Genomic DNA, 13,936 nt, shown 5'->3' on the forward strand with positions numbered 1-13,936 from the left:
AATGTTTGATTAGTTATCCTGAAATAGTGCTATTATCCCTTGCAAATATGTACTTGGTTGAACTGACATTTTGTTTGTCGTTTAGCGATTTAAATCCATTTTATTGAGTTAATTTCATAAGGTCGGCTTTTTGCCACTAAATCACATGGTTATATGAAGTGAATATTGAAGTAATAACAACGAGTGACAAGACTTTTAGAAAAACTGGGTTTGGTAGTCTTTCATCATGTAATGACGTTGTAGAATCTATTCAACGAGCGGGTAATGCAGCGCGATTAACTGTATGTGCGTCTTTAGATGATCTACAAGCAGTAGTAGCTAGAAAGCCAGATTTAGTCGTTTTAGCAGAAAAATTCATGGTCATCGAAGATGCGGAAAACTTGTGGTTTTCTGAATATTTTTCGAAAAACAAAATCACTTTTTCAGGCTCTGATCGTGAAACTCTCAAGTTTGACTCAGACAAAGCCTCCGCCAAAATTCACTTGGCAAACATGAGAATTAAAACTGCTCGTCATTTCACTGCGCTCCCAAAGCAGTTTTTGTCTCAGAAATCACTTCCACTGGCTTTTCCTTTGTTTATCAAATCTATTGATGCCACTAATGGTAATGGCATTGATGAGTTGTCTTATGTGAATAACTTTGCTGAATTTGAAGCTAAGGTGCTTTCAATTTACACCGAGTTTGAACAGCCGGCTTTGGTAGAAGAGTATTTACCAGGGCGAGATTTCACAGTGGCAATTATTTGTAATAGCAGTGGTGGAATGACAGTGTCTTCAATTGAAATTTTGAGACCTGAAGACCAGCAACAAAACACTGAGTGTTGTATGCAAGTAGGCGTTTATGATGACAGCCATAAAGTTAATGAACTCGCAAAGGCTGCTTTCTTAGGGTTAGGATTGAGAGATTTTGCGCTAATTGACGTGCGCATGAATAAATATGGTCAATGCTTTTTTATGGGCGCTAATCTTGTACCTAATATGGCAACTGGAACCAGTTATTTCTTACGCGCTTGTGAGATAGCAAATCAACTGTCTTACGACCAAGTTATTTGTTTATTATTAGAAGAATTTTCGAGTCGATCTAGAGGGGAAAAAATTCACTATCAGGTGCTTAAACAGCGGAACCTTCATTGGCCGCGAGCCTCAGTTAAAATAGGTTTTTGATGGGAAATATCGAGATTAATCTCGTATGTATTTGGGTGGCGCAGGTTGAATGTTGATTGTTAAGAATGTGAGTAAAAATTTTGGTTCATTTCAAGCCTTGGACAAAGTTTCTTTTGAAATGGATCAAGGCGATATTGTTGGTTTATTAGGTAAAAATGGCGCAGGTAAAACCACCTTGATGCGTATTTTGACCTCTTTTATTGCAGCATCTTCTGGCTCGGTCAGCATAGAGGGGGATGATATTATTAAACATTCGTTGAAGATCCGCCAAAAAATAGGATATCTACCAGAAAAACCCCCGCTCTATGGTGATATGACAGTGCAATATTACCTAAAGTTTGCGGCTGAAATCAAAGGTGTGCCAAAAAATAAGCGCCTATCTCAGCTAGCTAAAGTACTCGAAGAATGTGACTTGGAACAGGTTAAACAAAAAACCATTGCTACCTTATCTAAAGGTTATAAACAACGTGTTGGCATTGCCCAAGCTATCATTCACGAACCTAAGTTACTTATTTTAGATGAACCCACAAGTGGGCTTGACCCCATGCAAATTCAACAAGTATTGGCCTTGATCAAAAACCAACGAGATCAAAGAACGGTATTGTTAAGCACCCACACCCTTACTGAAATAGAGCAAGTTGCTCAGCGGGTAATTATGATTAAATCAGGGCGAATAGTGCTGGATGACTCTTTAGATAGGTTATTAAAAAATGCAGATGTCAGTACTTCACAGCCTTTAACCTTAGAGCAAGTTTTCATCAATCATCATCAAGCGCAAGCTCCAGCAGAAAAAGCGTTACAGGTGTCAGATGAGTAAAATTTTTGCTTTAACAAAAAAAGAATTACATAGCTATTTTAGTTCGCCTATTGCCTACATTATTTTAATTGTGATGTTGTCGTTGTTTAACGTTTTCTTTTTTCTGATCATAGATCAAAACGCTGAAGTGTCATTAAGGGATGTTTTTCAGCTAATGGAATTTATGTTGGTGTTTCTTATCCCATTATTAACTATGCGTTTGTTTTCTGAAGAAAAATCAAATGGCACTATGGAATTTTTGCAGACTGCACCTCTAACTCACACTATGATAGTGTTGGGCAAATATTTGAGCATGCTGATTTTCTACACTTTGTTGATTGGCCTGACACTTACTTATTACTTTATTGTTGAATATTTTGGTGAGCCTGACCCATTTAGCATGTTTTCCGGATATCTAGGGATTTGGTTAGAAGGTGCATTTTTTATTGCCGTTGGGTTACTCGCATCGTCTTGGACATCTAACCAAATAATTGCCGCTATGGTGTCTTATCTAATTTTGTTTTCACTGTATTTTTCCACCAGTTTTACTCAGTATGTGGGAGGCTCTGCCGAGCATTTCCTTATCCAGTTAAGTACTCATACACACTTAGAAAACTTCGCCATAGGCATTATTACCCCCAGTGATCTGGTTTATTATTTGGCGGGAATTGTAATCTGTTTGGTGTTAACACGACTGAGTATTGATAATAGGTTGTGGCATTAATGAAACATTTTCTTTTGCCGTTGTGCTGGGGTATTGCACTTTTAAGCCTTACCTTAGGTTTATCGCTTTTTTATATCGAACAACAGTTTAGTTATTTGGCAAGTGTTCTTGTAGTTATTGGTGGCATTGCTTTTATTGTACTGCTGAGTTTGATTATTAAGCATAATTTTAGTCAAAGTAAATCTATTGGTTTAGTCAGTTTTTTTAGTCTTAAACGCTGGAAGAAGTTGGCTATCGTTTTTAGCATAGTTATTGGCAGTATTGCTTTTATTGGCGCAAGTCATTATTTAGCCAATCAATCGAGCATAAGATGGGATGTCACTCAAGATAAGCAACATACCTTATCTAACAATACCATCCAATACGTTCGCACTTTGACCTCAGAGGTGCAGTTAACTGCCTTTCATGTAGGAATGCCACCTAAATACCTGCAAGACATATTTAATGAGTATGAAAGAGTGTCGGGGGGCGTGATTAAAACCGAAATTGTCGACCCTATTGAACAAATTGCCTACGCCGCAAAATTTGGCAATGCAATCAATGCAGATGAGCGAAAAGTGATAGTTCAATCTGGCGATAACCGAAAAGACGTTGATTTTAGCCTCAAAGCTTTGTCTGAAGATAAGCTGACTAATGCTATCGCCAGTGTTAGCCGGGCTTCTCGAACGGTTTATTTTCTTACTGGACACGGTGAGTATTCGACTACAAATGATGAATACCTTGGTTTATCAAAATTTAAACAGTTGTTAGCCGACAACAACATTATCAGTAAAAACTTGATGTTGGGTATTAGCCAGTCTATCCCAGATGATTGTGATGTACTGATTATCGCTGGCCCTAAAAATGCCTTAACCCAAAATGAAGAAGAGCTAATCGTTGATTATTTAACAACAGGTGGAGATGCGTTATTTCTAATAGAACACACCTTAGTCACCACTCCAGACAAACCCTTAAGCGCTGAACAATTGCAAAATAACCCAAGTTTAAATAGCATTCTTAATCAATGGGGCCTTGATGTTCAATCCGACATAGTGGTGGATTTAACTAATCATGTTGGTGATGATGTTGGTAGCCCAGCGACTAAAAATTATCAACTTCACAAAGCGCTAACTGCAGGTTTAGATTACACCTTTTACGTGCGTCCTCGGTCTATTCGTGTTTTACCCCAGCGTCGCCCCAGCATAAAACATGCAATTATTGCCTCCACCGCATCGGCTGAAAATAGCTGGGCTGAAACCAACCGAACCTTAGATATTCAATTTGATCCGAATACCGATACTGCTGGTCCAGTGCCATTTTCTTACGTCGTTATTGATGAAAGAAACACTGCAGATCCCCAAGAGAATAAATCCTCAGATACGCGACTAATAGTGTTCACCGACGCCGACTTTTTAACTAACGTTTATATCAATCAATACAGCAACGCTCAAATGGGACTTAACTTAGTTAACTGGTTGGCAGAGTTAGATTATAAAACCTTTGTTAGTGCAAAAGAGATAAAAGTGGAACGCTTAGATTTAACCAGCAAACAGAAACGCCAAGTGATAGTTATACTGTTTTTATTGCCATTTTTCTTTGTAATTGCGGGAGCTGTGGTGTGGTTGAGAAGGAAACGCTAGTTATACGGATTGGCATTAATACTCCTTAGAATAAACAAAAACTAAGGAGATTATTTGCAATAGTGTGTCGCCTTATCTGCCTAGATCATTTAGTTTGGCTTGAGGCGCAATGTTTTGGGTATACCGATTCAGCTAATATTAACGGTGCAGCCTTTACCTTATCTTCACTTATTAGCTGTTCAAACGCAGCTTGCTGTAGCATCTTTACTTGATGTCGTGACATGCCAAGCTCGTACCCTGAACATTCATTTTGGCCAAGTGAACGGGGATCTAAACCAGTCAAATTACCAAACACCACTAAAGCGTGCAGATAATATCCATAACTGCTGGCATGGTAATAATCCCAAGTCCACAGGCTAATTTTTCCAAACTCGATACCATCGTATGGATTGGTGTCAGCAATGCCTAATTCCATCGCATGGGTCCAGGCTTCTCCCACCGCATTTACGCCTTTAACTTGAGGGGCGGCTGCCGCTTTGTTATATCCTGCACGCACCTCTAGCGCCATTTTTTGAATCGGTGTACCTGACCAGTGACGGTCAGCCTGATATATCAAATCTGCTCGAGACCAGGTTGCGGTAAGAAACACTTCCACACTTGGGTTCACCCCCTGCAGGAAGTTTGACATTTTCGCTGTTGTTTCAACAAGCATCGCTGCATCACCTGGCTTGTTGCTATCCAAGGTACTATAGCCGTGCATAACAACCTGATCCCATGGTTGGCTGCCAATTAGGTTCAACTTGTTTTCTAAGTGAAAATCCAGAGCGCTGCCACCTCGTGTTTCTATGTAAACATCGTAATTAAGATCCGCTTGTTCCGTGAAAGATTTAAAAAGTGCCGGTACTCCACCAATTCCTTCATTATTGAGATCGATAACTGAGTCTGCACGATAATGTTTGGTCGCAGAGCCATAGCCATAAGTAAAACTATTGCCAATAAATAACACACTTGTTGCTGCGCCTACAAAAGCATGATTGAGCACAAAAACAAGCACAGCGATTTTAGTTATGAATGGTTTCATTGTCAGGTCTCTGAATATTTTTATGGAATGAGAATAACGAGTAAAGCCAATTAACACAACGCGACCATTTATATTTTTGCTAATAGTAGTCAGCAATAATAGGAAGATAAGTGATAGATAAACCTAGGATTATCGCTGTTATTGCATTTTTGACTCAAGCCTAGGGGCATAGGCGTAAAGTCATATGAATTAACCGGAAGAACCTGCTGCTTTAATAATCAATGAATCGGACTCTATAACCAACTTCTACAACCTCGTTACCTTTTTCTGGTTTATAGCTGACCATATCTCAGGGTGATTTTAATCAATTTCCATTTGGGCGTATTATTCTTAAAGCGATTATAAAAGGAACCGTTCTATGGCTGTTACGACGCAAGCACAAAACTTAACTGACTATGTTGGCAAAACAACGGGTGTGTCCCGATGGTTTACCATTACCCAAGAGCAAATTGATAACTTTGCCGATGCAACCCACGATCATCAGTTTATTCATATAGATCCTATTAAGGCTAAAGAAACGCCTTTTGGAACTACTATTGCCCATGGCTTTTTATCTCTATCTTTGTTGTCGGCCATCGCCTATGACGCAGGCATTAATCTGGAAAATACTTTGATGGGCTTGAATTATGGCTTTGATAAAATCAGATTTTTACAGCCAGTAACAGTAAACAGCAAAATTCGCGGGCATATGGTGTTGGCCAATGTGCTTGAAAAAAGACCAGGGCAATTTCTACTAACGTGGGATATCACAGTTGAAATTGATTCTCTGGACAAACCAGCATTAACCGCACAGTGGTTAACGATGACAATTATTAACCCATAAACCTATAGTGATTATTTTCACCATTTATAAATTGAGGACTTTATGACAATTAGATACAACAATCAGGTAGCAATAGTAACGGGTGCAGGCGCTGGTTTAGGTCGCTCTCATGCATTAGCTTTAGCGGCACGAGGAGCAAAAGTGGTTGTTAATGACTTGGCTTCAGCAAATGGTGAAATGTCTGCAGGTGCGTTAGCCGTAGTAGCCGAAATCGAGAAGGCTGGTGGTGAAGCTATGGCAAATGGTGCCAACGTAGCTGATATGCAACAAGTGCAAAGCATGGTCGAGCAGGCAATGGAAAAATGGGGCCGCATTGATATTTTAGTCAACAACGCCGGAATATTAAGAGATAAATCTTTTTCTAAAATGTCCATCGAAGATTTTAAACTGGTTGTTGATGTGCATCTTATGGGCTCGGTTAACTGCACTAAAGCGGTATGGGAGATCATGAAACAACAAAATTATGGTCGTATAGTCATGACCACATCGTCTTCGGGATTATACGGTAACTTTGGTCAGGCAAATTACGGCGCAGCCAAAATGGCAGTAGTGGGCCTAATGAATACTTTATGTATCGAAGGACAAAAAAATAATATTCAGGTTAATTGTCTGTCTCCTACAGCACGAACCGCAATGACTGAAGAACTCATTGAAGACAAACGTGTATTGGAACTTATGACTGTTGAATCAGTTACCACAGGTTTATTGGTTTTAGTCGCAGAAAATGCGCCGAATCGTACTATTTTGGGCTGCGGGGCTGGGGGCTATGCAAGAGCAATAATCAAAGAAACTGACGGTATCTACTTATCACCTGAGGAACAAACACCAGAAAATTTATTGGCTAATTGGGCAACTCTTGACGACCAAAAAAATGCCGAAGAACTTAAGGCCGGCTGGATGCAAACCAATAAATATGTGGCTAAAGCAGCTGCCTCACTGGGTGTTGATTTAAGCTCCAAATAATTGGCTGATATCAATAGGTTAATGCCAAAATATCTTAATGTGCGCGAGTTAATATTTATCAAAAATAACTCATATAATCAGGCATATTATTAATATCAAATGCTTCTAAAAGCGTTCTTTTAACAATAGGGATCATAGATGAATAATTTTTTTTCGGTTGCAGGTAAAGTTGCAGTGGTAACTGGTGGATCAAGCGGAATAGGTGCAATGATTGCCCGTGGTTTTGTCGAAAATGGAGTCAAAACCTATATCACCGCACGTAAACTTGAGCAGTTACAACAAAGTGCCGCTGAACTATCGATTTTGGGTGAGTGTATCGCTATTCAATCCGACTTATCAACTATGGCCGGAGTTGATGCTTTTGCAGACGAGATGCTAAAAAGAGAGCCAAAGATCGACATACTCATTAATAATGCAGGCGCAACCTGGGGAGCTCCGGTTGATGAATTTCCTGAAGCTGGCTGGGATAAGGTTATGGATTTAAACGTGAAGTCTATTTTCTTTTTAAGCAAACGTTTATTGCCGGCATTACGCTCAGCTGGAAACGCTGATGAACCATCACGAATAGTGAATATTGCCTCGGTTAATGGGATCACTCATCCGCGTATGGACAATTATTCTTATTCTGCTAGTAAAGCAGCGGTTATTCAAATGACGCGACATATGGCTGCAGATCTTCGCCCTAGTCATGTCAATATCAATGGTATCGCGCCCGGCTTTTTCCCCAGTAAAATGACAAAACACATTATGGCTCACGAACAAGAGATTGCTAATGGTCTGCCTGCTCGTAAAACAGGTGAACTTGCTGATATTGCTGGCACTGCTATTTATCTTTGTTCTCGTGCGAGCAATTACGTATGTGGTCACACTGTTGTTTTGGATGGTGGACAAGTGGCAAATGCAGGTTAAGTTTAGAAAAGTGAAAACTAGGTATTAGGCTCCATTGTATCTAAAAAGGAATGTGTATTACTGTTCATTTCTGGAATAACACCTACAAGGGTAAAATGTTAGTTCGCACTTGTAGGTGTTGGAGTTGTTACATTAAATATGGGCAGGGTGATTACAAATTTGACTGGCAACGTTCTCAAGTTTATTAGTCAGAAAAGATATCAATCCTAAGGTTAATTTAGACAGAAAATTGTTTGTGTAAAACTAGGTACGCATGAAGCCATTTATTTTTTCGACCACTAAATCAATCATTAGCGAAATAGGCGCAGTTAAACGTATTGCGGAAGTTTGCGACGATCTTGGTATTTCCAAACCCTTAATTGTAACTGACCAAGGTATTGTTAATATAGGTTTAATCCAGCCATTGGACATTGCATTTAAAAAAGCCGGTAAAGAGTACTTTTGCTTTGATCAAGTGGTGGCGGATCCTCCGGAAAATATTGTACTTTCTGCAGTAGCCTACGCAAAGGAACTTGAAGTTGACGGTATCATTGGATTTGGTGGTGGTAGCTCATTGGATACGGCGAAGTTAGTTGCGCTGTTAGCAAATTCAAATGAACAACTTGCTGATATTTATGGCGTCGATGTTATCCGAGGCAAACGTTTACCTCTTATTTTAGTCCCAACAACGGCTGGTACTGGCTCTGAAGTCACACCTATTGCAATTGTAACTACAGGGGACACCACCAAAGCAGGGGTTGTCTCAGCGGAACTTTTACCTGACGTTGCTTTGTTAGATGCCAGCTTAACATTGGGTTTGCCTTCCCACATTACCGCTGCAACTGGTATAGATGCCATGGTGCATGCTATTGAAGCCTACACCAGTGCTATTAAGAAAAACCCTTATTCTGATTTGTTGGCGAAACAAGCTCTGACTTTACTATCAAATAATATTGTTGAAGCCACTTTTAATGGGGCTAATGTAGCCGCCCGTCAAGCTATGTTGCTGGGGTCGTGTTTAGCGGGACAAGCCTTTGCTAATGCGCCAGTTGCCGCAGTCCATGCATTGGCGTATCCATTGGGAGGTCATTTTCATATTCCCCATGGGTTGAGTAATGCTTTAGTGTTAATTCAGGTGATGAATTTTAACCTAAGTCATAGTGCCAACTTATACGCTGAACTTGCGCCAAGTATCAGCGACAGCATTAGTCTTGACGGCAGTAACCAACAGATTGCTCAAGCTGTGGTGGTTTTTTTAGAAGAACTAATCAAACAATTGAAACTACCAAGTAGTTTGTCTGAAATGGGCATAGGCGAAAATGACATTGATACCTTAGCAAAAGACGCCATGTTGCAAACACGTTTACTGGTAAACAATCCAAAACCAGTGACTTTAGAAGACATAAAACAAATCTACCGTCAAGCATACTAGGTTATCTAAAATCGGGTTAAACAACGAATTAAATGCACTGGTTATTCGAATGGCTTGTGATGCTTATTACCCTAAAGCACAGGCTGTTGTTGATTGCTTAGATTAGAGATAGCGTTTATTCTCCCTATATAGCAGCTAGCCCAGATAAAAAACTTATTGAAAATTACTTAATCAAAACCATCCCGATAGCCTACAGGCTAGGACATGCCTGAATAAATATTTAAACTCACAAATGAACAACACAAGAATTTAATTGTGCATACAAGACGTTTCAGAAAAAACGTCAATAATCCTAGGGGCTGCCCCTGCCAATACGGAACACTCAGCAATGGATAAAGAGCTCGAACAATTACAAGTCATCTCTAACTCAATCACGCAGTATTTGATTGATAACGGTCTACAAATCTTCGTTACCATGATCATTTTGGTTGTCGGATATGTGATTGCCAAAAAGTTGGGGAAAGCAGTCGAAGTTCTGATGATTGGCAAAAAGGTCGACATCACGCTTAGCCGCTTTGTTGGCAACTCTGCACATCTTGTTATTGTGATCTTTGTCATTATGATGGTTTTGGGGCGGCTGGGTATTAATGTAACCCCGTTAATTGCCATAGTGGGAGCTTTGTCTTTAGGCGCTGGTTTGGCTTTGCAGGGCATGTTATCTAACTACGCAGCAGGGTTTACCATTATTATTACTAGACCCTTTGTAGTGGGCGATACTTTGAGCGTTCAGGGGCAAACCGGTTTGGTCGAAAGTGTGCATCTGGCATACACCATATTGGTCGACGAAGACGACGTGCGTATTCAGATCCCCAATCGTCTTGTAGTGGGCGAAATCATGCACAATTCAAAGGAAGAGAAGCTGGTGGAATTGTGCGTAGGGGTAGCCTATAAATCTGATCCTCATCAAGTTATCACTATTGTCGAAGCAGCCCTTAAGGGTATTGAAGGTATTAATAATACACGTGGCCCCATAATAGGTATCGACGAATTTGCTGATAGTAAAATTAATATAGGTGTTAGATTTTTGGCTCCAACTTATAAGTATTTTGAATTCAAGTATGCTGCTAATTTGGCAATATATGACGCGTTTAAACAGCAGGGTATAGAAATTCCCTTTCCGAAGCGAGAAGTTAGTCTTATTAATGATGAACGCTCTTAGAACACAGATTTACAATTGCCCTATCGCAACTCACTTCAAAGTGAAACGAGAGCCTCTGTTAATGTATAAAGGAATTGCTTAAATGAATAATGACTCAATGATTGAAGACGTGATTAAGGTTAATGGTGTTGATATTGCCTATCAACTTCATGGGAATTCACTACACCCAACATTATTACTCATTCATGGCTTAAGTACGCCTTTAACTGGCTGGCCTAAGGCAATGATTGATGCCTTTGTAGCGGAAGACTTTCAAGTTTTACTTTTAGACAATCGTGATGTTGGGCACTCTGAGTTATTAAATCATTTTCATATCCCTAATATGGGCTGGGTGATGACAAAATTGAAACTAGGACTTTCAATAAGTGAGCCTTATAAACTTGAAGATATGATGCAAGATACTATTGCTTTATTGGATGCCCTTAACCTAGATGTGGTGCACGTAGTTGGAGCGTCGATGGGAGGCATGATTGCGCAATTGATGGCTATCCATCACCCAAAAAGAGTGAAAACATTAACTTCCATCATGTCCACAACGGGTTATAAAAAGCTCCCTTCAGTCAATAAAAACATTCGTGAAACTTTAGCTCAAAAACCAGCTTCAAAAGAGTATAAAGACCGGATGCAATACCACATCAATAAATGGCAGGTTATTGGCAGCCCAGACTATCCATCTTCCGATGCTTATTTACATGAATATGTCGGCAGTATGTTAGAGCGCGGGATCACAGCAAAAGGCACTTTGCGCCAGATGCTGGCAATAATGGCTGCTGGTAATAGAGAAGAAGCATTATCAAAGCTAAATATCCCAAGTTTAGTTATTCATGGTGACTGCGATGGATTAGTGAATGTTGCTGGAGGTAAGGCAACTGCGGATGCAATACCTAACGCAAAACTTAAAATTTACCCTGGGATGGGGCATGATTTTCCGAGTGAATTGATAGCAAGTATAGTCGACAACATTGTTACACATATAAAAACTAATTTAAGTGATAGAAGATGAAGTAATTTAATGGGTTAGTCATTTTTACTAGTGGCATCTTTAAATAATTGACTATCCAGTTTTACTAAAAGAAAACGTTAATTTAGCAAGGTCAATATTTTCTCAATTTAGTCAGTTATTTGCATAGCGGATAACGGCTATTCTTCCTATACTCGGCATTGTTGTTGTCGTAGCCGCAATTAAATTATTCGCAATTAAATTATTTTAGGGCGTCAGTATCCCTTACAAATGTTGGCTTGTTACTTAAATAAGAGCGTTTTATTATGAAAGCTAAAGGTGGAAAGTCAATAAATGCTGTCGCCCCCGCAAACCCTGTAGAAGCTTTTGAGGCTGATGATGCTAACCCTGGAAAGGTTGCTGAGGTAAAAGCTAAAGAGATAGAGAAAAAACAAGGCAAGTATGGCTCAACAGTTGTACCTCCCTTTAAACCTCTTAAAGATCAATCTGACGAAGAAAAACAAGAAAATACCAGTTGGGTCGAATTTGAGTTATTAGATGAAGAAGATAGCCCAGTACCTGGTGAAAAGTATGAGATTGAATTGCCAGATGGCAAGGTTGCAAAAGGCACCTTGGATGGGGATGGTTTTGCGAGAATTGATGGGATAAAACCTGGTGAGTGTAAGGTTTGTTTTCCTGAATATGACAAGGAATCTTGGTATAAAGCTTAGATATGTAAATTAATTAGCTCGAGCTAAGTCTCCATGATATTCAAAATGTTCTTGATCAAAAACGATTAACAAAAACAAAGGAAGATACAGGAAACACACAATGGCCGGAAAAACCCACAAGGTACAAAGTGGAGAATGGTTAAGTAAAATATGCCATGAACTGGGTCGCGATCCAAAGACTGTTTGGGACGACGGAGGTAACACTGAGCTAAAAAGTACTAGACCAAACCCCAATTTGCTTTCCCAAGATGATTCTTTATTTGTGCCCGAACCGATTACCAAAAAAGTGTCCATTGCTAGCGACAAGCGACACAAATTTATTAAAAAAGGTAAAGCAACGGTTCACATCAAATTAAAACTGCAACATTTTAAAGCCAAAGCATTTGAAGAAAAATACAGCCTAGAGATTGGTGGTGTGACTATTGAAGGCACAGCCACTGGCGGCGTCATAGAAGCCGATGTACCTATACTCAGCCATGTTGGCACACTAACTTTCCCCGACAGTAACCTAAACATCAAAATTCGCCTTGGTGATCTCAGTGAAGTCGAGCCTTACTCTAACTCTAAATCTAATATCAAAGGCGTACAGGCTAGGTTAACAAATATGGCTTTCAACGTTGGTCCAGTCGATGGTGATCTAGGGCCTTTAACTGATAATGGTGTCAATAACTTTCAATCTTGGGCCATCAATAATTCGCCGGCCAACGGTCTGAGCAGTGGCGAACTGTCTGCAGTTGATTCAATTATCGGCTCATTAACGGCTGGATCCTTGAAAAAAGTACATGGAATTTGATTATGAGCACATTAAAAGACTTTGTCTCAGACTATTATACTAAGGGAGAGGATTACAGCATAGTCGCTGGCGATACCATGACAAAAATTGCTCATCGATTTCGTATGCGAGCAACTGATCTTTTCGACTACAAGGGTGGCAGTGAAATAGCAAATTCTGCCCGTATTCGCAGCGGTAATATCAATCAGATTAACGTCGGCGAAGTGATCAAAATACCCAGCCTCTGCGATGATATAGCGGCGGCGCCAGCTAGTATTGAATTGCCATCAGATATGAATACCACCATGAACGAGCTGTGGTTAGACAGCATTAAAATGAGCGGCCAAGATGTATTTTTAGCGCCTAACGAAAGTGGTGAGTTTCACTGTATTAAGATGAAACAAATCGCCTTAGAACATGGTGGCAGTATTGCATTTAAGGTCGACTCACAGGAAACTCATATGAACCGCACCGGCTCTGGCACAACTGGCACTTTCACCCCCGATTTAAGTGCCGATACTGATAACCTTATGGTAGGGACTTATCATACCCATCCCTACACGCGTTTTACCGATGGTTTGGATAACGATGCTGTCTGCTTTAGTGGTGGAGATATTGCAGTCTCTATTTCTGATAGAACCTTGGTTGATCTGGTGCAAAGTGGTGAGGTACAGTTTGCGACCATCAGAACGAAAAAAACACCGGGATCAGAATCCACCTTAGAAGCAGAGTACGATGCTGAATTTGATAAACATGATGACTTTAATACAGCGATACTGGAATCCGCCAAGTGGGTGTGCAACAAGTACGGCTACGCACTATACAAAGGAACCGGGGGCAACCTGGCTAAACAAAACTAGTCATTTACTAGGAATTTTCCTTTGTGTTTATTTACTAATTTTTGC

14 protein-coding genes are annotated in these 13,936 nt (G+C 40.0%); 13 read left to right on the forward strand and 1 reads right to left on the reverse strand.

Going from position 1 to position 13,936, the window contains the following annotated elements; all coding sequences use genetic code 11:
- Positions 1 to 158: 158 nt before the first annotated feature.
- Genes GARC_RS12625 through GARC_RS12640 form a run of 4 tightly spaced genes read left to right on the forward strand, consistent with a single transcriptional unit; the run spans position 159 to position 4,302 of the window.
- Positions 159 to 1,163: a D-alanine--D-alanine ligase family protein gene (locus GARC_RS12625; RefSeq protein ID WP_007620610.1), complete on the forward strand. Its 1,005-nt coding sequence runs from the start codon at positions 159 to 161 to the stop codon at positions 1,161 to 1,163.
- Positions 1,164 to 1,212: 49 nt separating this feature from the next.
- Complete coding sequence (locus GARC_RS12630; protein WP_007620611.1) at positions 1,213 to 1,980, forward strand: ABC transporter ATP-binding protein; 768 nt, start codon at positions 1,213 to 1,215, stop codon at positions 1,978 to 1,980.
- Positions 1,973 to 2,683, forward strand: coding sequence for an ABC-2 transporter permease (locus GARC_RS12635; RefSeq protein ID WP_007620612.1), 711 nt, complete (start codon positions 1,973 to 1,975; stop codon positions 2,681 to 2,683). Before GARC_RS12630 ends, GARC_RS12635 begins: the two co-directional genes overlap by 8 nt.
- Positions 2,683 to 4,302, forward strand: coding sequence for a GldG family protein (locus GARC_RS12640; RefSeq protein WP_007620618.1), 1,620 nt, complete (start codon positions 2,683 to 2,685; stop codon positions 4,300 to 4,302). Before GARC_RS12635 ends, GARC_RS12640 begins: the two co-directional genes overlap by 1 nt.
- A gap of 85 nt (positions 4,303 to 4,387) precedes the next feature.
- Here the strand turns inward: GARC_RS12640 and GARC_RS12645 are convergent, their stop codons facing one another.
- The gene (locus GARC_RS12645; protein ID WP_007620619.1) at positions 4,388 to 5,323 is read right to left on the reverse strand and encodes a hypothetical protein; all 936 of its coding nucleotides are present in this window, start codon (positions 5,321 to 5,323) and stop codon (positions 4,388 to 4,390) included.
- Positions 5,324 to 5,681: 358 nt separating this feature from the next.
- Here GARC_RS12645 and GARC_RS12650 point away from each other — a divergent pair, with 358 nt between their 5' ends.
- From GARC_RS12650 to GARC_RS12690, 9 genes are all read left to right on the forward strand, one after another.
- Positions 5,682 to 6,146: a MaoC family dehydratase gene (locus tag GARC_RS12650; protein ID WP_007620620.1), complete on the forward strand. Its 465-nt coding sequence runs from the start codon at positions 5,682 to 5,684 to the stop codon at positions 6,144 to 6,146.
- Positions 6,147 to 6,188: 42 nt separating this feature from the next.
- The gene (locus GARC_RS12655) at positions 6,189 to 7,109 is read left to right on the forward strand and encodes an SDR family NAD(P)-dependent oxidoreductase (RefSeq protein WP_007620621.1); all 921 of its coding nucleotides are present in this window, start codon (positions 6,189 to 6,191) and stop codon (positions 7,107 to 7,109) included.
- A 138-nt stretch (positions 7,110 to 7,247) separates the two neighbouring features.
- On the forward strand, positions 7,248 to 8,018 hold the full coding sequence (locus GARC_RS12660; RefSeq protein WP_007620622.1) for an SDR family NAD(P)-dependent oxidoreductase: 771 nt from the start codon (positions 7,248 to 7,250) through the stop codon (positions 8,016 to 8,018).
- A gap of 253 nt (positions 8,019 to 8,271) precedes the next feature.
- Complete coding sequence (locus tag GARC_RS12665) at positions 8,272 to 9,429, forward strand: iron-containing alcohol dehydrogenase (RefSeq protein ID WP_007620625.1); 1,158 nt, start codon at positions 8,272 to 8,274, stop codon at positions 9,427 to 9,429.
- Between the two features lie 328 nt (positions 9,430 to 9,757).
- The gene (locus GARC_RS12670; protein WP_007620626.1) at positions 9,758 to 10,588 is read left to right on the forward strand and encodes a mechanosensitive ion channel family protein; all 831 of its coding nucleotides are present in this window, start codon (positions 9,758 to 9,760) and stop codon (positions 10,586 to 10,588) included.
- A gap of 82 nt (positions 10,589 to 10,670) precedes the next feature.
- Complete coding sequence (locus GARC_RS12675) at positions 10,671 to 11,591, forward strand: alpha/beta fold hydrolase (protein WP_007620628.1); 921 nt, start codon at positions 10,671 to 10,673, stop codon at positions 11,589 to 11,591.
- Positions 11,592 to 11,854: 263 nt separating this feature from the next.
- Complete coding sequence (locus GARC_RS25955) at positions 11,855 to 12,259, forward strand: hypothetical protein (protein ID WP_007620630.1); 405 nt, start codon at positions 11,855 to 11,857, stop codon at positions 12,257 to 12,259.
- Positions 12,260 to 12,359: 100 nt separating this feature from the next.
- Positions 12,360 to 13,052, forward strand: coding sequence for a peptidoglycan-binding domain-containing protein (locus GARC_RS12685; RefSeq protein WP_007620632.1), 693 nt, complete (start codon positions 12,360 to 12,362; stop codon positions 13,050 to 13,052).
- A gap of 2 nt (positions 13,053 to 13,054) precedes the next feature.
- A complete protein-coding gene (locus GARC_RS12690) occupies positions 13,055 to 13,891 on the forward strand; it encodes a LysM peptidoglycan-binding domain-containing protein (protein WP_007620634.1) in 837 nt (278 codons plus the stop codon).
- Positions 13,892 to 13,936: the final 45 nt, after the last annotated feature.

Origin of the sequence: Paraglaciecola arctica BSs20135 (assembly GCF_000314995.1) — a bacterium.
GTDB lineage: Bacteria > Pseudomonadota > Gammaproteobacteria > Enterobacterales > Alteromonadaceae > Paraglaciecola > Paraglaciecola arctica.